Annotated in this window: 19 protein-coding genes; 9 read left to right on the top strand and 10 right to left on the bottom strand. The window is 43.8% G+C overall.

Annotated elements, in window-relative coordinates; translation table 11 throughout:
* The first annotated feature begins 265 nt into the window (after positions 1 to 265).
* The 3 genes from H6F42_RS12450 (at position 266) to H6F42_RS12440 (ending at position 3472) form a co-directional block, all read left to right on the top strand.
* A complete protein-coding gene (locus tag H6F42_RS12450; protein WP_190399683.1) occupies positions 266 to 1162 on the top strand; it encodes a 4-hydroxybenzoate solanesyltransferase in 897 nt (298 codons plus the stop codon).
* Between the two features lie 99 nt (positions 1163 to 1261).
* On the top strand, positions 1262 to 1483 hold the full coding sequence (locus tag H6F42_RS12445) for a Calvin cycle protein CP12 (protein WP_190399682.1): 222 nt from the start codon (positions 1262 to 1264) through the stop codon (positions 1481 to 1483).
* 333 nt (positions 1484 to 1816) lie between these two features.
* Complete coding sequence (locus H6F42_RS12440) at positions 1817 to 3472, top strand: hypothetical protein (protein WP_190399681.1); 1656 nt, start codon at positions 1817 to 1819, stop codon at positions 3470 to 3472.
* A gap of 64 nt (positions 3473 to 3536) precedes the next feature.
* On the opposite strand, the gene H6F42_RS12435 is transcribed toward H6F42_RS12440, so the two are convergent.
* The 3 genes from H6F42_RS12435 to H6F42_RS12425 form a co-directional block, all read right to left on the bottom strand.
* Positions 3537 to 4802 carry a site-2 protease family protein gene (locus tag H6F42_RS12435; protein WP_190399680.1) on the bottom strand — a complete coding sequence of 422 codons (1266 nt, stop codon included), beginning with the start codon at positions 4800 to 4802 and terminating at the stop codon, positions 3537 to 3539.
* Between the two features lie 132 nt (positions 4803 to 4934).
* Positions 4935 to 6311, bottom strand: coding sequence for a CCA tRNA nucleotidyltransferase (locus tag H6F42_RS12430; protein ID WP_190399679.1), 1377 nt, complete (start codon positions 6309 to 6311; stop codon positions 4935 to 4937).
* A gap of 154 nt (positions 6312 to 6465) precedes the next feature.
* Positions 6466 to 7536 (bottom strand): LOG family protein, encoded by a 1071-nt coding sequence (locus H6F42_RS12425; RefSeq protein ID WP_190399678.1) that lies wholly within the window; start codon positions 7534 to 7536, stop codon positions 6466 to 6468.
* Between the two features lie 193 nt (positions 7537 to 7729).
* Between H6F42_RS12425 and H6F42_RS12420 the strand changes: the two genes are divergently transcribed.
* The 4 genes from H6F42_RS12420 to rsgA all read left to right on the top strand — a co-directional run bounded on the left by H6F42_RS12420 (position 7730) and on the right by rsgA (position 11008).
* On the top strand, positions 7730 to 8026 hold the full coding sequence (locus H6F42_RS12420) for a 2Fe-2S iron-sulfur cluster-binding protein (protein ID WP_190399677.1): 297 nt from the start codon (positions 7730 to 7732) through the stop codon (positions 8024 to 8026).
* 251 nt (positions 8027 to 8277) lie between these two features.
* Positions 8278 to 9405 carry a molecular chaperone DnaJ gene (gene dnaJ / locus H6F42_RS12415; protein WP_190399676.1) on the top strand — a complete coding sequence of 376 codons (1128 nt, stop codon included), beginning with the start codon at positions 8278 to 8280 and terminating at the stop codon, positions 9403 to 9405.
* A 282-nt stretch (positions 9406 to 9687) separates the two neighbouring features.
* Complete coding sequence (locus tag H6F42_RS12410) at positions 9688 to 9924, top strand: sulfurtransferase TusA family protein (protein WP_190399675.1); 237 nt, start codon at positions 9688 to 9690, stop codon at positions 9922 to 9924.
* 13 nt (positions 9925 to 9937) lie between these two features.
* Positions 9938 to 11008 carry a small ribosomal subunit biogenesis GTPase RsgA gene (gene rsgA / locus H6F42_RS12405; RefSeq protein WP_190399674.1) on the top strand — a complete coding sequence of 357 codons (1071 nt, stop codon included), beginning with the start codon at positions 9938 to 9940 and terminating at the stop codon, positions 11006 to 11008.
* Between the two features lie 78 nt (positions 11009 to 11086).
* On the opposite strand, the gene H6F42_RS12400 is transcribed toward rsgA, so the two are convergent.
* The 6 genes from H6F42_RS12400 to H6F42_RS22310 all read right to left on the bottom strand — a co-directional run bounded on the left by H6F42_RS12400 (position 11087) and on the right by H6F42_RS22310 (position 20388).
* Positions 11087 to 12730, bottom strand: coding sequence for a CheR family methyltransferase (locus H6F42_RS12400; RefSeq protein ID WP_190399673.1), 1644 nt, complete (start codon positions 12728 to 12730; stop codon positions 11087 to 11089).
* Entirely contained in the window at positions 12724 to 13821 is a 1098-nt protein-coding gene (gene cheB / locus H6F42_RS12395; protein ID WP_190399672.1) for a chemotaxis-specific protein-glutamate methyltransferase CheB, read from the bottom strand. Before cheB ends, H6F42_RS12400 begins: the two co-directional genes overlap by 7 nt.
* Positions 13822 to 16401: a hybrid sensor histidine kinase/response regulator gene (locus H6F42_RS12390; protein ID WP_190399671.1), complete on the bottom strand. Its 2580-nt coding sequence runs from the start codon at positions 16399 to 16401 to the stop codon at positions 13822 to 13824. It lies immediately after the preceding gene.
* 125 nt (positions 16402 to 16526) lie between these two features.
* The gene (locus H6F42_RS12385; protein WP_190399670.1) at positions 16527 to 17978 is read right to left on the bottom strand and encodes a methyl-accepting chemotaxis protein; all 1452 of its coding nucleotides are present in this window, start codon (positions 17976 to 17978) and stop codon (positions 16527 to 16529) included.
* Positions 17979 to 18054: 76 nt separating this feature from the next.
* A complete protein-coding gene (locus tag H6F42_RS12380; RefSeq protein ID WP_190399669.1) occupies positions 18055 to 19140 on the bottom strand; it encodes a chemotaxis protein CheW in 1086 nt (361 codons plus the stop codon).
* A gap of 18 nt (positions 19141 to 19158) precedes the next feature.
* On the bottom strand, positions 19159 to 20388 hold the full coding sequence (locus H6F42_RS22310) for a response regulator (protein WP_190399668.1): 1230 nt from the start codon (positions 20386 to 20388) through the stop codon (positions 19159 to 19161).
* A gap of 649 nt (positions 20389 to 21037) precedes the next feature.
* Between H6F42_RS22310 and H6F42_RS12370 the strand changes: the two genes are divergently transcribed.
* Positions 21038 to 21703: a hypothetical protein gene (locus tag H6F42_RS12370; RefSeq protein WP_190399667.1), complete on the top strand. Its 666-nt coding sequence runs from the start codon at positions 21038 to 21040 to the stop codon at positions 21701 to 21703.
* Positions 21704 to 21914: 211 nt separating this feature from the next.
* Here H6F42_RS12370 and H6F42_RS12365 read toward each other — a convergent pair whose 3' ends face one another.
* A complete protein-coding gene (locus H6F42_RS12365) occupies positions 21915 to 22688 on the bottom strand; it encodes an SDR family NAD(P)-dependent oxidoreductase (RefSeq protein ID WP_190399666.1) in 774 nt (257 codons plus the stop codon).
* A gap of 603 nt (positions 22689 to 23291) precedes the next feature.
* Here H6F42_RS12365 and H6F42_RS12360 point away from each other — a divergent pair.
* On the top strand, positions 23292 to 23465 hold the full coding sequence (locus H6F42_RS12360; RefSeq protein WP_190399665.1) for a PCP reductase family protein: 174 nt from the start codon (positions 23292 to 23294) through the stop codon (positions 23463 to 23465).
* Positions 23466 to 23545: the final 80 nt, after the last annotated feature.

The raw sequence follows: 23545 nt of genomic DNA, 5'->3' as shown, positions 1-23545 counted from the left end.
GTATCCCGATCATGACGGTAACAATGATGAAAACTTTTGTAATCAGCAACTTTGCCTAAAATAGGATAAGTAGCTAAGCGAAATTAAATATAAAACCCAAAACCTGTGGCGCACGCTGCGCGTGCGCCACAGGTTTTGGGTCTGGGTTTTTAATTATGCCCAGCAGCGCAATCAAGATTGCTAGGGACAGTATTTCCTAATGCCCATAGCAATTAACCCATAGCAATTAAAATCTTTTACTCAGTAAACTTGGCAAGCATCCACTATGAACTCAGGTCTCACCAATCATGAATCAACATTTCAGAAAATTGTGCGTCTCTTGCGTTGGCATAAACCCGCAGGTAGGTTGATCCTGATGTTGCCTGCACTATGGGCTACGGTTGCAGCTGCTAAATCCATGCATCAACTGCCTCCACTTGATTTATTAGGTGTGGTCATCCTTGGTAGCTTGGCAACTAGCGCCGCAGGTTGCGTTATTAATGACCTCTGGGATCGTGATATTGATCCACAGGTCGATCGCACTAAAAATCGTCCTCTCGCCGAGCGATCGCTATCGATTCAGGTGGGGATCGCGGTCTTGCTGGTTTCAGGATTGTGCGCCTTTTTACTATCAACTTATTTAAATCCCCTCAGTTTTGGGCTTTGTTTTGCGGCTGCCCCTGTAATTGTGATTTATCCCGCTTGTAAGCGCTTTTTCCCAGTACCCCAGTTAGTTCTGTCCATCGCTTGGGGATTTACGGTACTAATCCCTTGGAGCGCGGTTACGGGTGGTCTAGATCGCTATGCTTGGGAATTATGGTTAGCGGTAATTACTTGGACGATGGGTTTTGACACAATTTATGCCATGAGCGATCGCGAGGATGATCTTAAGGTTGGGGTCAAGTCTAGCGCTCTATTTTTTGGAAGATATGTAACGTTTGCGATCGCTATATTCTTAGCAATTACGCTAGGAAGCCTAATTTGGCTAGGGTGGGAGATGCAACTTGGTTACGCACACTACTTTGCTTGCTTGACGGCAGGAGTAATATGGATATGGCAATGTAACAGACTAACCCAAGCTGAAATTCCTAGCGACTTGTACCAAAAAGCCTTTGGGCAGAACGTGTGGATCGGCTTTCTTATACTGGCGGGGATGCTTCCATCGACTCTAGGAATCGGTTAACTGCCAATCAGTACATGGTGTTTTCCTACTCCTGACGTATGATGGCTATCACGCATTAGTCTGTTAGGATCTAGTTCATAGACATTAGAAAACAAATACATGAGCAATATCAAAGAGAAAATCCTAGAAGAAGTACAGCAAGCCAGAGACACCTGTGAAGTTAGCGGGACTGGTTCTAAAGAATGTGCGGCAGCATGGGATGCCGTGGAAGAGTTGCAAGCTGAAGCATCTCACCAAAAGCAAGATAAGCCTAAAAACTCCCTTGAAGTTTACTGCGACGATAATCCTGATGCTGCTGAATGCCGTTTGTACGAAGATTAATCTTTTTCGATTAGGCAATAAGTAATTTGTCAATCTGTTACTTAGATGTCCTCAATCTACCTTCAATAGCTGTAGCTATTTAAAAAAAATAAAGAGTTGCGGTGCGAAGCACCGCAACTCTTTATTTTTTTATGTACTAGATAAAATTTGTCACTAAATTCACTAATGTGTAAGATTGTCAGTTACATTATTGAGAGTCTCAAACTCCATAGTTGAGTTAATGTGCGGTTTTCAAATTAATATTATCAATGAGAAAATTGCCACAGTACCCCAAAATTACTAAACATCTATAGTTGCTAGGGTAAGAAATTTGTAGCCAATTGGGAATAGGATATGACACAAGTGAGCGTTATGGAATTGGCAAAGCAAGGTGATCCCCATGCGATCGCCGCTTTGATCAATCGATCGCTAGAATCCAAAGGCATCCATGCTCAAGCTCAGCTAGAAGATGAATGTCTGAAAATCTCTTTGCAAGCATCACAAATACCAAACCAAAAAGCGGTTGTTACAATTATTCATCGAGGCATGTTGGTTTTGCAGATACCGCAAATCAAACGTGTCAAAGTTTTTACCTATCGATCAGATAACAACTATCTAGCTTGGCAACATGAATTTTCGCTTAGCATCAGCCCTCCAAACTCTGCATCACCATCTTCAGAATTTCGGTCATTAGAATCTCAGCCTCTACCGCCTAGTCCATCAGGTTTAGTTACAGAGCCAAAAAATACGCATCTTACAAATAATTATCCAGTCAATAATTATCAAGGCGCAATTCTCGTTCAAAAACTATCGCAAATTCAACAAAACTTGCAAGAATACCAAGATATTATTGTTCGATTTACTGACGAGCATGTGGGAACAGTCCGATGCTTGACTACACTTACCGAATTAATCCAAGTAATTAGCAAACCTAGTTTTTTATTTGCAGCAGTTGCCTCAAATCCTAGTTTGAGGAGCTTGTTAGATACGATCGCCGAGTTTAGTAAAACTGATGAACATGGCGATCAGGTCATCACCAATCTATCGATTTTACAACCGGGGCAACAATGGCAAAAAGCAAAAATTCGCCTTGTCTCTAAGATATTTTTAGAACCAGCCCAAGATCCGACCAATGTAGAGAATAAACATCAAGGCATCACTCTTGACTTAGATAAAACTCTTCACCAACCTGTCGGCTATTCTGTTCTCGAAACATCTGAGCCAGCTACCCCACCTTCTCCATCGGTGGTAGCTACTCCTACCGAAGAATCAACTTCCATTTCTTCTGAATCCTCTTCTGAATCATTATTCGATGATTTCCCAGAGTCTCCAACATCAGATTCACAGGAAATCTTAGATCAACCAGAACCCGTGAATACGACGGAGTCTTTATTTGAGGATTTCTCAGAACCGAATAGTCCCGATTTGCCAGATTCTTCAGAATTTGGAGTTACAGAATCATCCAATACAGTGGAATCATTATTCGATGATTTTATGACTGATGTTACGGAGGCTGCCGGCGAATATGGGGACATTAGTAGTCTGGATGAGAGTTTATCCGTAAGTCCCTCTGTAGTCCAAGCTGTCAATAGAGTAGCTGATGAAACTGCACCTTTAGATGTAGAGGAAGGTGATTTATTTGGAGATTTCTTAATTGAAACGCCATCGCCTAAGCCAAAATTTTCGAGATCAGATATTTCCGACATAGTAAATAATCCAGAAGATAATCTTGATGTGATTAAGTCAAGAATTCCTAAGCAAAATCTTGAAACTCTTTTAAAGCTGATGGATGAGCAGGAACAAACTCCAACGGAAGTTCCAATATCTGCAAATAAGCAACCTCAGAATAAAAAAGACGCTTCTAATGATCTGGGTGCGACTACTATTGAGCGAATTTTAGGTGGTATGGAAACATTGGTGTTAAATGGAGATGGGGGATCGGGAAAATCGGAACCTGATTTTGTAACGTTAGAAAATTTTTCTAACGATTTAGATTCTCTGGGTTTTTAAAAGCACGCTAGTACTTTTAAAAAACGATAAGTAAAAGAAAAAGGCGCAAAAGCGCCTTTTTCTTTTACTTATCGTTTTCTACTATTTGTTCACAAATTTCTACAAGACGAAAATTAGCAGGGAATTTACCTTCGACTTTAATCTGTTTAATATATTCCGAAGAAATCCGCCATTGCAACTTGCTATCTAGAGCCTTAATCACATCACCTCGATCAATTACTCCAGCAACAGAACCAACTGGCGATCGCACAATTACATAACGAAGTTGCTTCTGCTCAAGGAGATTGATTACACTCGACAGCTTGGTTCGTAAATCAACGGTATCAACTTCATCGAAGGGTTTAATCAGGGATTGTAAAGATTTGGATTGCCATTCACTGCTGTCAATATTCCGAATTGCATTGGCAGAGATGATGCCGCGATCGCGTCCATCGGAAGAAGCAATATAAATCGGATTAGCATCCTTTTCTTCCATTAGCAAAAATTTATCTGCAAAGTCTCGCAAGGAGATTTCTGCATCTACTAGGCGAAAGTCTCTGGTCATCGTGACTTCAGCATCAATATCCAGAATTGCTTGTTGTAAATTCGTGATGTAGAGATATCCACTGGCACTGCCAAAGAGAAACCATCCTAAAAAGATTAAAAAGATACCTCCGAAGTTGGTAATTAAAATCATTCCCCCAAAAATCATGGTTAGGACACCAAAAAACTGTCCCGATCTTGCCGCCCAGCGAATACCCGCCCAGCGATCGCCTGTAATTTTCCAAATAATTGCTTTGAGGATATGACCACCTTCAAAGGGTAAGGCGGGAATGAGGCTAAAAACAGCGAAGATGAGATTGATACGGGCAATATTGAGAGCGATAATTGTCCAGATTGTACGAATATTGCCAATGCTTTCAGGCAATGTCTCAATTACTTTAGGATTGCTAGAAAAAATAATATCGCCAGCAAGTAACCAAGCCGCCGTAAAGCCAATGATGCTTAATAAGAGGCTACTTAAGGGACCCGAAAGGGCAATGCTAAATACAGATAGGGGATCTTTCGATTCTTTCTCAAGCGTAGTTGCCCCACCCATAAATTGAATATTAATCAGATTAATATCCACTCCTCTCGATTTAGAAACTAAGGCATGAGCGACTTTATTAAAGGCGATCGACAGAAAAAAGAGTAAGGCTGTAATTGCGCCATAACCTAGGGAAAAAGATGGCGATAGTTTGGTGTAGGCAGCACTTAGCCAAACGGCTAGAAATCCAAGTACTAAAAACCAAGAGGAATCAATGTATAAGGGTATGCCTGAAATACTGCCGATGCGGATGCCGCCTCTCATGATGTTGCTTGTCCTAGATTTATTAACTGATTGGCGCTGAAAGCTGTGTTTAACATTTTATCGTAAGTAGTTAGGCGAAATTTCAAAAAACTAAAGCTCACGCCGCGTGAGCTTTAGTTTTTTGAAATCTGATTAGTGTGGCAAACGTAGGTAGGAGATCGCCTCCTCTTGGTTGGTAATTTCGCCATCCAGCGTGGCTCCTCTTAGTTTTTGTAATATTTCACCCATTTGTTTGCCTGATGCATAGCCCAGCCCTTGGAGATCTATTCCTGTGAGTGGCGATTTTATTCTTCGCCATTGAGTCAAATATCGCCAAATAATTCGCCTCTGGAATGGCTGACATTTTACGCCCGCTAAAATCAGGGTTTGAAGATCAAATTTTTGGAGATTTTGGGTAATTTCTGAATTTTTTAATGATTTATTAGTTAAATCAGACACATTTGCTAATAATTCTGCTAGCTTGATTTGTCTGGTTTTCTGTTCGGGGCTGAACCCAAGATCCAGTTGAGTAGAGATTTGAGGCGACAAGTAGGACAGCAATAATTCCACGCCTAAATTGATGGGATTAAGGGCATTAATTTGAGCATTAATTTGGGCATGATTTTTACTGCTAGGACTATTTTCTAGGCGATTAATTAACTTGAGCCAATATTGCGATCGCCGCCATTGATATTTAAAAGTATTAGACCGAGTATTTGCCCCATCATCGGGCAATCGCAAATCTGGATGAATACAGCGCAAAGCCCCTAAGTCTTGCAATAGGGCAAACATTTGACTGGCTCTGGATTCCGCCAAGGTGTAATGCAGTTCGGCGCGTAGTCTTGCCCCACCGATCGCATCATGGAGTCCGCTCGCAGTGGTGGCGATGATTTCCGCATAAGTTTCGGGTGCGATCGCCAAATTTAATCTGGTCGCAAACCTTGCTGCCCGAAATAATCGTCGTGGATCTTCTTCAAAGCTACCTGCACGAATCGCCCGTACTTGCCTATTCGCTAAATCTTGCAACCCCTTAAAGCGATCAATGATTTCGCCTCTAGTCCCCAATTCTGAATCGAGTTGCACTGCCAAAGCATTGATGGTGAAGTCTCGCCGCTCGAGGTCATCTTTGAGGGTAGTGGCGATAACTTCAGGATTTGCGCCAGCATAGGCATAGGTTTCTTGCCTAGCAGTTGCCATGTCCATCGCAAAATCTTGCCAGAGCAACTCCGCAGTTTGAAATTTTTCGTGGATTTGTAATTTTGCTTCAGGAAAAGCTCTTTGTAAGGCGATCGCCACTTTAATTCCCGCTTGCTCCGCGCCATCAAAGACTAAATCGAGATCCTTCGGAAAAGCGGTCGTTTTGAGATGATCTAATTTGAAACTATCGACACACTCTCTCACCACAGCATCACGGACAATCCCGCCTACGGCAAAAGCTCGTAAATTTAGTTCATCAGCAATTTGGGCGACCTTGCGCAAGACTTGCCATTGCAAAGGACTAAAAAAGCGATCAAAATGTTTTATGTACATCTTTTTAAAAATGTTTTACCGTTTCGAGCTAGGCGGCTTCGCCGCCTAGCTCGAAATTAATGTTTTGCCATTTTGAGCTATGTGGCTTCGCTGTCTAGCTCGAAATTAATGTTTTGCCATTTTGAGCTATGTGGCTTCCTCATGTAGCCCAAAATTAGCGTTGTTCAGGATGGCAGACCATTGGGGCACCGCTATTGCAAGTGTCATTAATCGCAGCAATTAGCTCATGCAAACGACCAAAATCATGCTGATTGAAGTGCATTGTCAAACGTGGTAAGTCAATAATATGAGCCTCATTGACTTCATTAGGTAACGATTTACTGCGCTCGATCTTACCGTGAGTCAAAATATCGCTGAAATTATCATTTAGACGATCAAGATGTTCATCCGTAATATCTACGTTTAAGCGAATCACAAACACATCACTAACCCATCGACAGGAATGATAAACACTGTAGAAGGATTTAATGAATTGACAAGCCTCTTCCACATCATCAGTAATTTGGTAAAGACTGCGATCCTCTTTAGTGATCAAGCCTCTCTCCATTAACTGATTTTGCACAAATACATCCCACTCCTTCCAATAATCACCACCTTTTTTATCCATCAGCACCATTGGTCGGGGTGTAGTGCGTCCTGTTTGGGTAAGAGTTAAGCATTCAAAAAATTCATCCTGCGTACCAAAGCCACCGGGAAATAAGGCGATCGCATCACTCTCTTTCACAAAATACAATTTGCGCGTAAAGAAATAGCGAAACCTCACTAGGCGGGAAGCCTCCGAGACAAAACCATTACTAGACTGCTCAAAGGGCAAACTAATATTAAGTCCAAAGGAATTGTTGCCAGCCCCCTCGTTGCCCGCCGCCATGATGCCACCACCAGCCCCAGTGATCACCATAAATCCCTGCTTGGTGATTTGCTCCGCAAATTCATAAGCTTGGAGATATTCAGGATCATTTTTAGGAGTTCGCGCCGATCCAAAAATACTCACCTTGCGCTTAAAACGATGCGGATAAAACATGGCGATCGCCTTTTGCATATCCTGCAATGACCCCGCTAAAATCTTCCAGTCCAACCGTTCAGCGTTGGTATCACTAATTTGGGTAATCGCTTTTAAAGCATTATAAATAAGCTCCCCATGCTCGGTTGACTCAAGATTATCAACCAACCTCTGCAAATCGTCGGCAAGAGCTTTAATGTCTGAATTTGAAGGATTTGTAGCCATAAATGATTATCTTACAGCGCTTTGCGCTCAAATTCAAACCAAGAAAACTAATGAAAGCGTTGCAAAGTAACGCTTTCATTAGTTTTCTTGCGATTCGTTCTTCCATATACGTTATTGGTTAGATTGCGATAAGCAGCCATTTCATAAGATACTGATTAAGTAATAAAAATTAACAAATAATTAATACTTAGCTATGGCAAACATTACGTTTGTGAATGAAGGTAAGGAAGCGATCGCCATGGATGGCGCGAACCTCCGCATCAAAGCTCTCGAAAACAACATTGATGTCTATAAATTTGTTGCGAAGCTCACTAACTGTAATGGTTATGGTCAATGTGCTACCTGTGTTGTGGAGATTGTGGACGGGTTGGAAAAGCTCTCTCCTAGAACTGAATTTGAAGAACGCAAGCTAAAAAACAAACCAGCAAATTATCGCCTCGCCTGTCAAACCCTAGTCAATGGCGATGTCAGCGTAAAAACAAAACCATAATTTTGTTTTTTAATCTTGGCTAAATCGAGATTGAAATCCAGCCTGTTTGGGCTTTGGGTAGCCCAGATAAATTTTGCAAAAGCTTGCGAAGCAAGCTTTTGCAAAATTTATCTGGATTTTAGAAAAGCACCCAGCATTGTAAGGATGTGCGGTAAAACGTACCCTTAGTTAATATCCATAAGTAAACGATAAGTGCTAGGTTAAACTAGAACAATTGTCCATGAATCCTTTAGGCGACAGAGAAACCCCCTATGGCGCGTGATTATTACGAAATCCTTGGAGTCGAACGCAATACTGACAAAGAGGAAATCAAACGAGCATATCGACGTTTAGCTCGAAAATATCACCCCGATGTCAATAAAGAAGCAGGGGCGGATGAACGATTTAAAGAAATTAACCGTGCTTACGAGGTACTCTCTGAGCCAGAAACCCGTGCGCGGTACGATCGGTTTGGTGAAGCTGGTGTATCGGGAGGCGGTGGCGCACCTGATATGGGGGATATGGGCGGATTTGCTGATATCTTTGAGAGCTTCTTTAGTGGCTTTTCTAACACGGGGCAGCAACAAGCACGCCGCCGCAGTGGACCCACCCGTGGCGAAGATCTTCGCTTCGATCTAAAACTCGAATTTCGCGAAGCAGTATTTGGCGGCGAAAAACAAATCAAGATTTCCCACCTTGAAACCTGTGGCACTTGTAGCGGTTCTGGCGCAAAACCCGGAACACGTCCTCGCACCTGTGGCACTTGTAGCGGTACTGGTCAGGTGCGTCGGGCTACCCGCACCCCCTTTGGTAGCTTTACTCAAGTTTCCACCTGTCCTACCTGTAATGGGACGGGGCAGACCATTGAGGACAAATGCGAAAGCTGCAATGGCTTAGGATTAAACCAAGTTACCAAGAAACTGAAAATCACCATTCCCGCAGGTGTAGACAGTGGTACAAGATTGCGCGTTTCCAATGAAGGTGATGCGGGTCAACGTGGGGGCCCTTCTGGTGATCTTTACGTTTACTTATTTGTCCAAGCTGACAATGAGTTCGAGCGCGAAGGCATCAATATTTTGTCGGAAATTAGGATCAGCTACTTGCAAGCGATCCTTGGCGATAAGATTGCCATTAATACCGTTGATGGCAAGAAGCCGCTTACTATTCCCGCAGGTACACAACCTGATACTGTGCTGACCCTAGAAGGACTAGGCGTTCCTAAGCTAGGTAATCCCGTAGCCCGTGGCGATCATTTAATTAAGATCAAAATCGATATTCCTACGAAGATTGGCACTGAAGAGCGGGAAGTATTAGAAAAGCTCAAAGAAAAGCAGCTTGGCAATGCCTCTAAAGGTGGGATTGGCGATATTTTAGGCGGTATATTTGGTAATCAAAAGTAATATCAGCAAAAGAGAATGGCGATGCAAAGCGCCGCCATTCTCTTTTAAAAAGTAGTGGTGCGTGCCTTCGTCGCACACTACTACATAAGCTTTGCTTCGGACATAAAACCCAAGAAGCGAGTTGCAGCGCGAAGCGCTGCAACTCACTTTTTGGGTTTTGGTTTGTACTGGCTAACTCTTGCTTTGCTATAAAAGTAAAAATGGTAACGCCATTTTTACTTTTGGTATTATTTTACGGCGAAGCCCTTATCGCTATAATGAGCTAACAAGTAGGAAGTATGTATGTGTATTCAGGCAGACAAATCAATTGATTTACGCGGTGTTCCCTGCCCCTTGAGCTTTGTGAGGGCAAAATTGCATTTAGAAAAACTAGAAGCTGGGCAATTGCTAGAAGTTTTGCTAGATGCTGGTGAGCCGATTGAGCAAGTACCCAATAGCCTTATTTCTGATGGTCATCAGGTGAAGGGCATTGAAGAACGCGATCGCTTTTTTGCATTGACAGTTCAAAAGGCAGCATGATGTACCGAGAACTATGTTGGCTTTAACAGGCACTGTCTTGGCTGTACAAGCTAATTTTTATCGAGTCATGTTAGATCAGATTTTCTCTTTAGATCTACTTGATGAATTTGGACAAAGTTCAAGCCACAATATCTGTGAGCTACTCTGTACTCGACGAGCCAGACTAAAAAAAATTGGTCAACAAATTTGTGTTGGCGATCGCGTCACCATTGAGGAACCCGATTGGCAGGGAGGACGGGGAGCCATATCGGAGGTGTCACCTCGACGCAATTTATTAGATCGTCCCACGGTCGCCAATGTCGATCGCATCCTCTTAGTTTTTTCCTTAGCCGAACCGAGCCTCGATCCCCATCAACTGAGCCGTTTTTTGGTGAAAGCCGAAAGCACGGAGGTGGAAGTTTTACTTTGCTTAAACAAGCGGGATTTAGTTTCTGACGCGGTATGGCAAGAGTGGGGCGATCGCCTCGACTCATGGGGATATCCACCCGTTGCCATTAGTACCTATACCCATGAAGGGATCGAACAACTTGCACAACATCTGCAAACAGGCGTAACTGTTGTGGCGGGGCTTTCAGGAGTAGGCAAATCCAGCCTGATTAATTTACTCGTCCCTAACCTACGAGTAAGAGTTGGCGAAGTCTCCCAAAGATTGGGACATGGACGACATACCACCCGCCATGTGGAATTATTTGCTCTGCCTGCGGGGGGCTATTTAGCGGATACCCCCGGCTTTATGCAACCAAATCTAACTGTTACGCCGCAGGAATTGGCGAGTTGCTTTCCTGAAGCCAGACAAAGATTTGCGTTAGGTAATGTCTGTCATTTTAATAATTGCTTACATCGTCGCGATGAGCCTAATTGTGTGGTGCGGGGTGATTGGGAGCGTTACGAGCATTATCTTGCTTATTTAGATGAGGCGATCGCCTATCAACAAAAGCTAAAGAATACGACTAATGCAGATTCGGCTATTAAAATGAAGGATGCTAGTGATGGTAAGCAGCAGGAACCCAGATTACTCAAAAAACGTTATCGTCGAGAGTCTCGCCGCAGTGAGCATCAAAATCTAGATGAAGATTACGAGTAAATAAAGCTGTCGCCAAGTGAGTGAAGATCAAAGAATGGTGGCGCAAAGCGCCACCATTCTTTGCGGGGATTTTGTTTTTTAAAGAGAAAAGCCCACGCCAATCCAACGCATTCTTTCTTCCACTTGAGGGATCAACTCATTAGGGGTGAGGTCAGTCTCTTCCACAAGGCGATCGCTTGGTAATGCTTTTAAAATATCGATAGTTGAGCGATACATTTTAAGAGCGCGATCGCGATCGCTTTCACGACCATAGATATCACCAAGAGCCAGATAAGCCGCCACAAAATATAGATCGAGATAGATCGCCTTTTTTAAAAGTTGCTTCACATCATCGTATTTGCCCATTTCATCGGCAATATGCGCCATCAGGTAATAGGTCTTGGGGGAATTGGGATCTAGTTTGATGATCTCTTCACAATTTTGATAAGCGGACTTGAGTTCTCCTAAATTCGCATAAATTAGAGCGCTCAGTTGATGGATTTTTAGAGTATGTAAGCGTTTTTCTTGGATTTGCTCGATGTAGCGCAAAGCTTCGCGGTAGGCAGCGCGACTGATGGCAACCTCGGCGGCGGCTAGACGATCCCAATCGGTCTTAATTTCTGTGGGATGGAGATTTGTTTCTTGTTTATTGATACTATCGGCATAGTTATTGGAAGCATGGCGATAGGATTCCCAAGTAGAACTAAGGGGATCTGGAGAAGCTAATGGATTTTCAGAACTATTCGATTTAGGAGAACTTGGAGTGTAGGATAAATGACTTATATAATCTGTTTTCTGATTGAAAGAAGTATTGGCTGATGGATAGGAATTACTAGCTGGAGAAGTTGGATAATTACGGAAATCAGGACTGCCATAGGATTCGGTAGTATAAGCATTAGGGCGATCGCATTTTTGATAAACCACTGCATCGGGAAACACATTCACCTTAAATCCATCAAGATTTTGTCCATGCAGTTCCATGTGACCTGTAATCAAGTAGCAATTATTTTTGAGAGCTAGTTGAAAGCGATGTAAAACTTTTTTAATAGCCTGCGGCTCAAAGTAAATAAAGACATTGCGGCATAAAATCAAATCGAAGTTGGAAAATTCGGAAGATGACCGACTAAAATCTTCATCTACTAAGTTATTGGAATAGAAGACTGCCATTTTGCAAAGATTTTCGTGGAGCCGCCACAGACTTCCTTGCTGTGTGAAATAAAGACTTTTTTGCTTAGGCGTAAGGCTCCGCAATGACCAATCGCTATATATAGCCTGCTTTGCTTTTTGAATTACTTCAGGATTGAGGTCAGTCCCGACAATCTTTAATTTCCAATTCTGAGGATCAGGAATTAGTTCCTGCAATAAAATTGCGATGGAATAGGCTTCTTCTCCTGTTGAGCAACCCGCACTCCAAATACGCAGGGTTTTCGTATTTTGCTGCGCCTTAATAATCTCAGGCAATATATTGTTTTGCAATAAATTGATATGCCCTTTATCGCGCATGAAATAGGTTTCAGAGATCGTGATTTGACGAACGAGTTCGCGCCATTCTGAGTGACTCATATCGGAGGCACTGTTGAGGAGGTCGCAGTAGGATTCGTAGGTGGAGAGCCTTAATTCCTGCACTCTTCCATGAATTTTTTTGCAAAAGGGAGCATCATCTTGGGGACGAATATAAATTCCAAATCGCTCTGCGATCGCTGCTTTTAATTTATCTAAAACCGCTTGAGGAATAGTTACCATGACGATGCAGAACTGGTTTGGGTGGTGAGGATGTGATTCATCACAAAGGGGGCAATTTCTTGGATTGCGAGAATATTTTGGGCAGCTCCGATTTCGATCGCTACCTGTGGCATTCCAAACACAATACTGGTGGCTTCGTTTTGGGCGATCGTCACGCCGCCAGCTTTGCGAATTGCCATTAAGCCCGTTGCGCCATCGCGTCCCATTCCTGTTAGCAAAATGCCAATACTTCGCGCCCCATAACTCTTCGCCGCCGCCTGAAAAGTAACTGTCACTGATGGGCAATGTCCATCCACAGGAAAAGCTGCCGTGTAGAAAAATCTGCCGCGATCGTCAAATTCGAGTTGGCGATCCTCTGGCGCGAAGTAAATCGTGCCAGCTTCGGGCATCGTGCCTTGGACAGCAATTTTGACGGGCAAATGGCAAAGGGAGCCGAGCCAATCGATTAATCCCATTAAAAAGCCGCGACTAATGTGCTGCACACAGACAATGGGCGCAGGAAATCCCACAGGGATTTGGGTTAATAAAGTTTGTAAGGCTTGGGGACCACCTGTGGATGCGCCAATGGTGACAATCTGGGTGTCAGGGGCGATCGCAAAAAATACTGGTGGTGGGGCGGGTTCTTTGTAGGTTTGTTTTTCGAGAGATAGTAAGGTATTGCGCTTAGTGCGTGTGAATACCGAAACCCCTGACAAAACCCGAATCCGTTCGATTAAGTCCTGTTGGATTTTTTTGTAATCTTCAAACAAGCCACTGGGGGGTTTGGGGAAGACATCGACAGCACCCGATTCCAGCATTTTAAAAATGGTTCGCGCATCTTCAGTTTGTACGGAAATGCTAATTACTAAAATTGGGCGCGGATATTTCATCATTACCAATTCCGTAAGCTGCAAGCCGTTCATTCGCGGCATATGATAATCGGTGCAGATCACATCAGGATTGACTTGAGGCAAGAGGGCTAAGGCTTCGATGCCATCTTTGGCACAGCCTACTACTAAGATATCAGGAGCTTGGGAGAGAATCCGTTGCAAAATCTCTAGGGCAATGTGGGAATCGTCAACCAGTAATACGCGGATCGGTGACTTAGGCATTTAGATCAGCCTCCCTAATGTCTCTAGAAGCACATTTTGATCAAAGGCACTCTTGACGATATAGGCATTGGCTCCCACCTCTACACCTCGGCGTTTGTCCTCTTCGGAAGCGAGGGATGTAACTAAAATTACGGGCAGATCGGTATATTCTTTGTGCTGACGGATGCGGGCGGTGAGTTCTAGCCCATCAAGGTGCGGCATTTGAATGTCAGAAACTACGGCATCAACGGATTTGGTGCGAAGTTTTTCATAGCCATCTAAACCGTCAACGGCGGCAATGACTTCATAACCCGCATTTTCGAAAATGCGTTTGACTTGGGTGCGGACTGTTATCGAATCTTCGACCATTAAGACTATTTTCTTGCGTTGTACAGATTCTAACAGTTTACTCGTTGAGACAAATCCTGCACGTTTCCGCGCCGATTTTAATAAGTCCGATGGGTTGAGTACCATGCAGACTTCGCCTGTGCCTAAAATAGTCGCGCCACTGACGTTACGAATCCTTTTGAGGAGTTTGCTTTGTTGCTTCATGACGACATCTTGCTCATCGAGTAAAGCATCAACAATTAAGCCTAATCTTTCGACTCCGATTTTGAGGATGATGCAGGGCAAGGACTTGTGGTTAAAGTTGCGATCGCTGATATCTAATTCCAGTAAGTCCGACAGCCAAGCCACGGATACTGGATGCTCATCGATCGTAATCGTGTGACTGCCTTCGATGGAAAAAATATCTTGACGGGGAATCAGGCGCGTAGTTTGCACAAATTCCACAGGGAGGGCATAGGGCGTATCTTTGACGGCGGCAATCAGGACATGGGTAGTGGCGAGGGTGGTGTCAATCTGCATACGGAACTGACAACCCTGCCCAGCGCTAGATTCTACCCAAACATCGCCCTTGAGTCGTTCGATATTGGTGCGAACTACATCCAAGCCCACGCCGCGCCCAGACATTTGGGTAACCGCAAGGCGGGTGGAAAAGCCCGAAGTGAAGACTAAATTGTGAATTTGTGCTTCCGACATTGATGCTAGTTCTTCTTCACGACAAATACCGCGCTGGATAGCAGCTTGGCGGATCTGGTCTATGTTCAGCCCTCTGCCATCGTCACTGATTTCGATGATCACGCTACGGGCATTTTGCAAACCCTTGAGGCGGATCGTGGCAACTCTGGGCTTGCCAGCTTTTTCGCGCTCGGAAGGTAACTCGATACCATGATCGATCGCATTGCGGATCAGGTGCATCAAAGGATCTTTGATCTCTTCAAGAATATGCTTATCGGCGGAGGTGTCGCCGCCTTCGATGATTAGCTCGACCTCTTTGGCTTGTTGTCGTGCCAGATCGCGCACCATGCGCGGAAATAGATTAAAGACGGTGGCAAGAGGCAATAGTCTAAGAGTGCGAATACCTTCCTTGAGATCCCCTGCGATCGAGTCGAGTCGCGCCGTGTCTTCGTAAGTATTGCGGCGGAGATGGTTGAGTTGATTCCCAAGGCGATCGAGTCTTTCTTCGAGGCGGCGGTGGAAGTTGCTGTTTTTAGGGCTATGGCGATCGCCTTCTTTACCCAGAGAAATATCAGATAGAGCTTTGCCATTTTTTTCGAGAGCAAGGCGGCTGACAAAGGTATCGCGGCTCCATTCTTCCCAGAGGCTAATAATTTCTTCAATTTCCGTAAGTCTTTGGGAGATGCGAATTTTGGTAACGGTTAACTCACCAACTTGGGTCATCAAGGCATCGAGCTTCTGAGGATCAACGCGAATTGTATCAATGCGATATTTATCGGTTTCGCTAAAGGTGGCGGTTAAATTGTTGTTAATGACATTAGTACTATTAACATTGCCATTAGCCGATCGCAGATCAGGATGGGTTGCACTTTCAGGCGATCGCGCTGATTGGGTGACTTGAGGACTAGGATTTAGGGGAGGAGCCGCAGGGATGGTGGGGTTAGTTTTGGCGTTGGTAGAACTTTCGGACAAAGGTGCGATCGCTACGCCTTTATTGCCATTATTTTGATGACCATTGCCATTAAGTTTTTGACCATTCCCATTCACACTATTGAGGCTCACCAGTTCAGGGCTAGGCGCAATATTATTTGGCAATGATGATAAATTTTCGACCACAGGCGGCGTATTCATCATCACATCCCTAGTATCTTCAAAGGGATCGTTAAAAAGATCGTTTTCCTTGCTCGGCTCCGCCTCCTGCACCTCAGCTCCCATTAACTGCGCCAGCACTTCAAAAATACTAATTCGCGCTTCCTCATCAGTGATCGCCTCATGCACCAACTGCCTGATCGCATCTAGTCCTAAATACAGGCGATCGAGCATTTTGCCCGATATTTCTAACTCTCCCCGTTTCGCGGCTCCGAGTAGATCCTCAACTTGGTGAGTGAGCGTCTCCACGCCTGAAATGCCCAACATCCGCGCATCACCCTTAAGGGTATGCGCTTCTCGCAATGCTTCCTCTAAATGCGCCTTATCCTGTGGATTTTTTTCGAGAAATAGAAAGTCTTCTTCTAACTTCTGAATATGTTCTTCACTAGCGATCTTAAAGACATTTCTCAGTTCTTCATCTTGGATATACATAATAGGCACTCCTTATTAATACTTGCCCCTCATCCCCCAGCCCCTTCTCCCACTAGGGGAGAAGGGGAGCCATCAACTTTCTAGTCCCCCTCTCCCATTAAGGGAGAGGGGCTAGGGGTGAGGGTCTACACCACTGCCTGTAACTTCTGCGCCGCCGCATTAAGTTGATGGGTGCTGACCTTGATCTGCGATACGCCCGAAGCGGTTTCCCTTGCGCCAAGGTTAATCGCATTCATCGCTTCCACAACTTGATTGATTGCCACTGCCTGTTGTTTGGCATTTAGCGAAATCTGTTGACTGCTGATAAAGACGTTATTAATAGAATCCGAGACGCCTGTGAATGCTTCAGCCATGCTGCGAGCGAGGGATAGACCTTCGTTGACGGTCTTATTACCTTCATCGGTAACCATCACGGTTGAGTTAATCGCCGTTTGAATGTCGGAAACAAGGGTGTTGATTTTTTCAGCAGACTTCTTGCTTTGATCGGCGAGTTTACGAATCTCTTCCGCAACTACCGCAAAGCCTTTACCATGATCGCCAGCACGGGCGGCTTCTACAGCAGCATTCAGAGCCAGCATATTAGTTTGATTTGCCAAGTCGCCCACAAGTCCCGAAATATTACCGATCTGATTAGTTTGCTCACTGAGTCGCAAAATTTGTTCCGCGATCGCGCCGACTTTATCCTTAAGGGTAGTCATCTCATCAAGGGTTTGACGGACTGCTTTTGTGCCGCTTTCGGTGAGCGAGAGGGCATGGCGTGCGCCAGATGCTGAGACTTCCGCTTGTTCTGAGGATTGGCGCGAAGATGTGCCAAGTTCGCCCATCGTGGTTGAGGTTTCATTGACCGAGCTTGCCTGTTGCGAGACGGTGCGCTCCTGCTCTTCGACGGCGCTGGCAATCTGTGCCGAAGAACTAGCGATCTCACTGGCAGATTGATTGAGGGTATTGGCGATCGCTGAAGAAATCACAAAAGCAACCACCAAAGCAATCACTAGAGAAGCCATAGCACCAAGTACTGACATCGTAACCAATAACCCCAAAGCATTCTTAGTGGTGGCTTCTGCTTCCTTAACCACCTCAGCTTGGCGACCGTCAAACTCCTTCATCACCGCCTCAAAAGATTTCAGGAGTTCTGCGCCCTGTTCTACAGTATCCAAAACCACTTTACGGTTGCCGACTCTAGCCGCATCAACCTGACTGCGAGTAATTTTTTCATACTGCTCACTAAAAGCCACCATCTTAGTCATGCGTTCCTTTTGTTCAGGTATCGCATCTTTGACCAATGCCAAAGCCTTTGCTTGGACTTCATTCAAAGTCTTTACGCCACCTTCATAGCGATTCAATAACTCCTTGTCTGTGGTGAGGGCATAGCCCCGTGATTGGCGAGCAATCTGCGAAACCCTTAATTCCAAGGCGTCGGAAACTCTAGCGCGATCGGTAGCCACCAATGCGTGTTCAAAGTTCTTACCCACAGTTTGCGAAGTGGTGTATACGCCGATCGCCAGCCCTGTGATTAAAGCTACTGGCACAGAATAGCCAACGAGCATTTTGCCCCTGAGTTTCAAATTGTTAAACATAGTCTTAGCCCCAATTAATCTAAAATTATTCAGTTCGAGTTATCAGTCTTGAAGTAGCAAATCAATTCGTAATTCCCTATACCTCCTCATTCACCGAAAGATTCCCCTCCGCGAAAATCTTGGCAAGATTCAAAATTCCCATCATTTTTTCTTGATAGAGAACTGTCCCTTGTAAATAATCGCGATCGCCGTCACTGGTTGCCATCGGATTGGGCTTGATGTCGCTCTTTTGCAAATACAGCACATCAAACACCCTCTCCACAGGAATCCCCATAACCAGCTCGTCAATATGAACCACGATCGCCTTAGAAGTGGGATGGTGTTCGTCAATCTGCATATGCAGAGCGCGACGAATATCAATCAGCGTCACGGTTTCGCCGCGCAAATTGATATTGCCAATCACATGATCAGGACAGCAGGGAATAGGTGTCACTTTATGAAATTCGGTAAATTCGCGGACAACCTCCAAATCTAAACCGAAGTATTCATCACCCAAACCGACCACGGCGAGGGGACGTAAACCCATAAGATCGTTGCGCTGTGACGCTTGCATCAGTTGCTCAGCACGCAAATGAAAAGTGTGATGTTCCTGCGGCGTGGTATGGGGACAAAAGGTATCAAAGAAATTGCCTTGTTTTTCGACCCAATGATGCAAGACAACTTCTTCCCTATCTACATCTGCATTGTCAGCACTATTAGGCGCATGAGCAGACATCTCTAAGACAGCATTGGTGTACTCGAATAATGCTTCTGATTTGAGTAAAGCAATATTCTCGGCGCCCAACTTAGCGACACTACTAATCAAGCGTGAGGGATGTCGCGTGTAAATCGTATTTTCGATCGCTTCAGCATCTATAGAAATCACCTCCCGCACCTGATTAACCACAATCCCCAGCAGTTCCCCTTCCTCCTCGATCACAATCACCGAATCCGACAATTTGTATTCTTGAAAAGGATATCCAAAGCGACGGTTTAAATCCATCACTGGTACTAGCTTGCCCCGTAGATTTAACAGCCCCACCACATCTTCAGGAGCATCAATCGCGATCGCCAATTCTGGCAATGAGAAAATCTCTTTCACTGACATTGCATCAATACCGTAGGACAATCCATGCAGTGAAAAGATTACATAATATTTTTGGGTAAGTTCTTGAGATAACATGATGCCCCTATTGCCTCACTAACTACATTGATATTGAATTCGTGTTGTCATCTGATCCTGCGGCGTATCCTTTAGCGTACAAGTTGGTGACGACTTCACCATATTTTGCTGATGCCCTAGATCTTGCCTGTCTGGCTGGGCTTCAGTCTTCGGAGAAGGCGTGGGTAAATGGAGGTATTGGCGTACTAACTGCTTGAGATTTTCGGCTTCAAAGGGCTTCGTAATATATTCATTGGAGCCAGCCATTTTGCCTTTCATCTTGTCAAAGAAGCCATCCTTGCCCGTCAGCATAATGATCGGCAAATCGGTAAACTGAGGCATACGGCGAATTGTGCGGCAAACTTCTAATCCATCAATTTCAGGCATCATCACATCCAGCAATAGTAACTTCACTGGCTGGTGATACATTACACCTAGTCCATCCACAGCATTACTCGCCACGGCAACTCGACAAAAAGAAGAGAGCGTGCGTTGAATCATTTGCTGCACTACTGCACTATCATCGATCGCCAAAATCAATGGCATCGCGTTAGTTTCTTCGGAAATGAAATTAACCCATTTTTCCCTTGCCCATTTAGCGTAGGACTGCGCGATTTGCAAAGGATCTTTATCTAAACTTTGCGAAATATCACAGAGCGATCGCTTTCCATCCACCCATTCCATCAAATGCTTCTTGACGCTAGGAGGCATGGGCGACGATCCCGTTTTTGTCGATATCGTAGGAATTAGCTTCATAGAGGGGATCAACGACCTAATAGCCGCCCAACGATCTTTGCGGTGAGCAAGTTCTAATAAGAGATCCCCAACTTTCCATGCGCTCCGTAGTTCCAAATTGACATTTTTTTCGATCTTAAAACTTCCCCCACATTCCCAAATCTGTTCCAAGCGCACAATCGTCTGAGCATAGAAAACTGCTTCAATCTCTCCCCATGTAAACAGTTCCATAGCGATCAGGCGTTCGATCAATTCTTGGGTTGAATGTTCATCCTTAAGTTGTCGCGAAGCAAATACCACGGCTGGAGCAATCCATTGACGATGCAATTTATGTTCGAGAAAGTCAATAATTGCATGAATGTCTGGTAAGCATGGCACTGCATACATGAGTAAGCCATTGCGCCAAGCCAAAATACATTTGGATAAATGCTCATCCTTGATTTCTAAATCGAGGTTGACAGTACCCGAAAAGGCTATACTCTCTAGTTTTTTTAACAGAGCCAGCAGTTGTTGGTTGTGAAATTTACCTTGCACGGTTTCCACCTCCCGTCCAAATGAGTGTGAATGAGCCTCACATTCCCCTTACGCAAATTGATAGTCAATTCTCATTTAATTCCAGCTACTAAGCTACAAACTCAGTTGCTAATTACTTCATGGGTACTTTGCCTAAAAGCTATAAAAGGAGAGACTACATAGATGTTCTCTTAATTACTATATTAGATTTTTTTTGCCTTTAAATCGAAATCACACATTAAACTTAACTTTTGTCTATCCGCCAAAACTATTAAACTGCAACGAGGACTTCTCACTTTGATCCAGCCTGTTGAAGCAGTATGTAGTCCAGATAAATATTGAAAAAGCTTGCTTTGCAAGCTTTTTCAATATTTATCTGGATTTTAAGAAAACGCAAAGTGCTGTACCTAGTAAAAATACTCGTATTACTAAAACTCAAAAATGGCGTAGCTATTTTGGGTTTTGGTAATACGGGGTTGGTTTTAATTTCTAAAAGTGTCCACAAAAAAAATAGCCGCTAAATGCTAATAATTAGGCGATCGCGGCTTTGCCGCGATCGCCTAATTATTAGCATTTAGCTAATCTTTGTTAATGCACGGTTAATGCGCGATATAGTAAGCTACAAGTCTATTGCTGATCACTCAACTGAAGGTCATATCTTAAATTAGACATGAAAAAATACATTTCCTTAGTCTCTGGTTTAGTCTTATTTGCAGTTAGCGCTTGCACTCCTTCTACACCAAACGCCGAAACCCCTACCCCCACAGCCTCGGTTTCTTCTGCTACCCCCTCTGTTAAACCTACTGAGAAAGTATCTGATAAGCCCACCGCTACTGAGTCGCCTAAGGCTGATGACAAGTCTCCAGCGAATGCTGCGGGTTGGCAGGACTATAAATCAGGGGCTGGGAAATTTAGCATCCAAGTGCCTAGTAAGCCTCAAGAGCAGTCTCAAGATCAAAAAACTGATGTGGGAAATATTAAGCTCAATATGGTGATTGCTGAATCCAATGACTCAGGTTATTTTGTAGGCTACGCAGATTTTCCAAGCAAAATTGCTAATCCTGCGGATGTACAGAAAGGATTGGCTGATTCGGTTAGGGGTTCTGTATCTAACCTCAAGGGAGAAATTAAGTCGGAGAAAGAATCTTCCCTAGGTGATGTGCCATGTCGCGATTTTGAAGCTAGCGGCAAGGTTCAATCTACAGATGTTTTGATGAAAGGAAGATTTTGTCTTGCGGATAATCGCTTGTATCAAGTATTTGCGCTAGGGGCTAAGGATAAGTTGGCGATCGCTGACGTAGACCGCTTTATTACATCTTTCAAGATTGATAAGTAGTCTCAAAAAAAGAGAAAAGAAAGAGTAGCCCTGCATTGCTCGGCTACTCTTTCTTTTTTTTGAATGAACAAAGGACTTACTCTCTTCCCACCGAAAAAATAGACATATAAAATCCAGAAATAGCGGTGCGCGGCAAAGCCGCGCACCGCTATTTCTGGAGTGGGAAGGGAGTAAGCCCCTTGTCTGGAAACAAATCACATCGCCTTGAGTATTAACCTACTTTAGGTGCAGCGATGAGTAAAATCTTTTCCATTAGGAATGGAAAAAGTCGATGACACCAGACCGCAAGATGGCTTTGCCAACCGACAAGGATTTCAGGGGACTCATGGTCTAGCCCTTTGATTAAGGCTTTGGCTACCTGTTTGGGAGTCATCAGCGCTACCCATCGGAACCATTCCAAATCCTGCGCCATGTCAGTATCCGTAAGAGATGGAAGTAATGCTGACACTTTGATGTTATAGGCTGCTAATTCACCACGTAGGGCTTGAGTGAAGCCCACGATCGCAAACTTAGTAGCAGAATAGGTAGCCATCGTAGGAGCAGCAACCTTACCCATGAGGCTAGAGACATTGACGATTCGACCATTTCGTTGAGCAGCCATCCGACGCGCCACCATCCGTGTGATGGCATACATTCCCAATAGATTGACTTCGATTTCTGATTGCACATCTTGCAAGCGCGATCGCAAAAATGATGATTGATGCGCCACTCCTGCACAGTTAATCAGGATATCGATAGGACCGAAATCTCTCCATACTTGCGCGATCGCAATATTTACCTCAACAGTTTGAGATAAATCGAGAGGTAAACTTACCGCTTCTGTTCCTAAAGCTTCTACTTCGGAAGCAACAGAATTTAAACGTTCCAAATCACGAGCTACCAAGATCACGCACTTTACTCCTTTTTGAGCAAGCTCCAGAGCGATCGCTCGACCGATTCCGCGAGAGGCTCCAGTAATTAGAGCTGTTTTTCCACGTACATTCATAAAACCTCCAAGGTTGAGGTCTCACTATTTTTTACAGGTATAGCGGTTTTCAAATGAGTGTGCATACTCATTTGAAGAAAATTAATCCCAGAAAAGGTTTTGATTTTTTATTTCGCCTACAGCAAAATAAAAGCCGCTATATGTGTTGAAGAGGTTTAACTAACCTATGCCATTAGTTAGAACATTCATCAAGTAAATTTTGTGAGACAAGTATTAGACCTGTTATCAATAACAACTAACTAAACTTATATATGCGTTGAGTTTAAAATTTTTTGCTTAGTTAGTGCATTGTCAACATATGATTGCTTGATTAATCAGTAACTAATCGCTGATTTTTGCCCTTAGTGCTGCCATAACGTTACCTCCAATGGTAGACATGGTTTGTGCAGTAGTAAAAGGAAATTTATACTTGCGTTTAACATGAGCATCACCTTACATCTATTTTTAAATTATGTAAAGTATTATTAAATACATTTGTTTTGTGCTTACTTATAAAAAATCAATAACTATTTCTTGAGAGCTAGGTCTATGGATATAGAATAGTTTTGTAATCAAGCAAATGTTGCTCTCAAGAAAACAAAGTATAAATTTATAGGTAAAGACATGAACTGGACTAATGAAGCTGAAAACAAGTTAAAGGATGTTCCATTTTGGGGAAGATTTTTAGTAAGGAGAGAAGTTGAAAAATTTGCTAAAGGAAGGAAATCGGAGGAAGTTAATGGGGAAATTTACGATTTAGCCAATGAAAAGTGGCTAGCAATGAGTAAAAAAAATTAATTTACAGCGCTTTGTGCTTAAGCCCCAACAAAAAAACTGGTTAAAAGTGGTGCTTTGCACCACTTTTAACCAGTTTTTTG

The sequence above is a fragment of the Pseudanabaena sp. FACHB-1998 genome, from assembly GCF_014696355.1.
In the GTDB taxonomy this organism is placed as follows: domain Bacteria; phylum Cyanobacteriota; class Cyanobacteriia; order Pseudanabaenales; family Pseudanabaenaceae; genus Pseudanabaena.
Note: the sequence above shows the minus strand (reverse complement) of the source record. Positions and strands in the feature narration are given on the sequence as shown.

Bases quoted from the DNA above. Each gene is read 5' to 3' on its own strand.
- H6F42_RS12450 (WP_190399683.1), top strand. From the start codon at position 266: ATGAACTCAGGTCTCACCAATCATGAATCAACATTTCAGAAAATTGTG.
- H6F42_RS12445 (WP_190399682.1), top strand. From the start codon at position 1,262: ATGAGCAATATCAAAGAGAAAATCCTAGAAGAAGTACAGCAAGCCAGA.
- H6F42_RS12440 (WP_190399681.1), top strand. From the start codon at position 1,817: ATGACACAAGTGAGCGTTATGGAATTGGCAAAGCAAGGTGATCCCCAT.
- H6F42_RS12435 (WP_190399680.1), bottom strand. From the start codon at position 4,802: ATGAGAGGCGGCATCCGCATCGGCAGTATTTCAGGCATACCCTTATAC.
- H6F42_RS12430 (WP_190399679.1), bottom strand. From the start codon at position 6,311: ATGTACATAAAACATTTTGATCGCTTTTTTAGTCCTTTGCAATGGCAA.
- H6F42_RS12425 (WP_190399678.1), bottom strand. From the start codon at position 7,536: ATGGCTACAAATCCTTCAAATTCAGACATTAAAGCTCTTGCCGACGAT.
- H6F42_RS12420 (WP_190399677.1), top strand. From the start codon at position 7,730: ATGGCAAACATTACGTTTGTGAATGAAGGTAAGGAAGCGATCGCCATG.
- dnaJ (WP_190399676.1), top strand. From the start codon at position 8,278: ATGGCGCGTGATTATTACGAAATCCTTGGAGTCGAACGCAATACTGAC.
- H6F42_RS12410 (WP_190399675.1), top strand. From the start codon at position 9,688: ATGTGTATTCAGGCAGACAAATCAATTGATTTACGCGGTGTTCCCTGC.
- rsgA (WP_190399674.1), top strand. From the start codon at position 9,938: ATGTTGGCTTTAACAGGCACTGTCTTGGCTGTACAAGCTAATTTTTAT.
- H6F42_RS12400 (WP_190399673.1), bottom strand. From the start codon at position 12,730: ATGGTAACTATTCCTCAAGCGGTTTTAGATAAATTAAAAGCAGCGATC.
- cheB (WP_190399672.1), bottom strand. From the start codon at position 13,821: ATGCCTAAGTCACCGATCCGCGTATTACTGGTTGACGATTCCCACATT.
- H6F42_RS12390 (WP_190399671.1), bottom strand. From the start codon at position 16,401: ATGTATATCCAAGATGAAGAACTGAGAAATGTCTTTAAGATCGCTAGT.
- H6F42_RS12385 (WP_190399670.1), bottom strand. From the start codon at position 17,978: ATGTTTAACAATTTGAAACTCAGGGGCAAAATGCTCGTTGGCTATTCT.
- H6F42_RS12380 (WP_190399669.1), bottom strand. From the start codon at position 19,140: ATGTTATCTCAAGAACTTACCCAAAAATATTATGTAATCTTTTCACTG.
- H6F42_RS12370 (WP_190399667.1), top strand. From the start codon at position 21,038: ATGAAAAAATACATTTCCTTAGTCTCTGGTTTAGTCTTATTTGCAGTT.
- H6F42_RS12365 (WP_190399666.1), bottom strand. From the start codon at position 22,688: ATGAATGTACGTGGAAAAACAGCTCTAATTACTGGAGCCTCTCGCGGA.
- H6F42_RS12360 (WP_190399665.1), top strand. From the start codon at position 23,292: ATGAACTGGACTAATGAAGCTGAAAACAAGTTAAAGGATGTTCCATTT.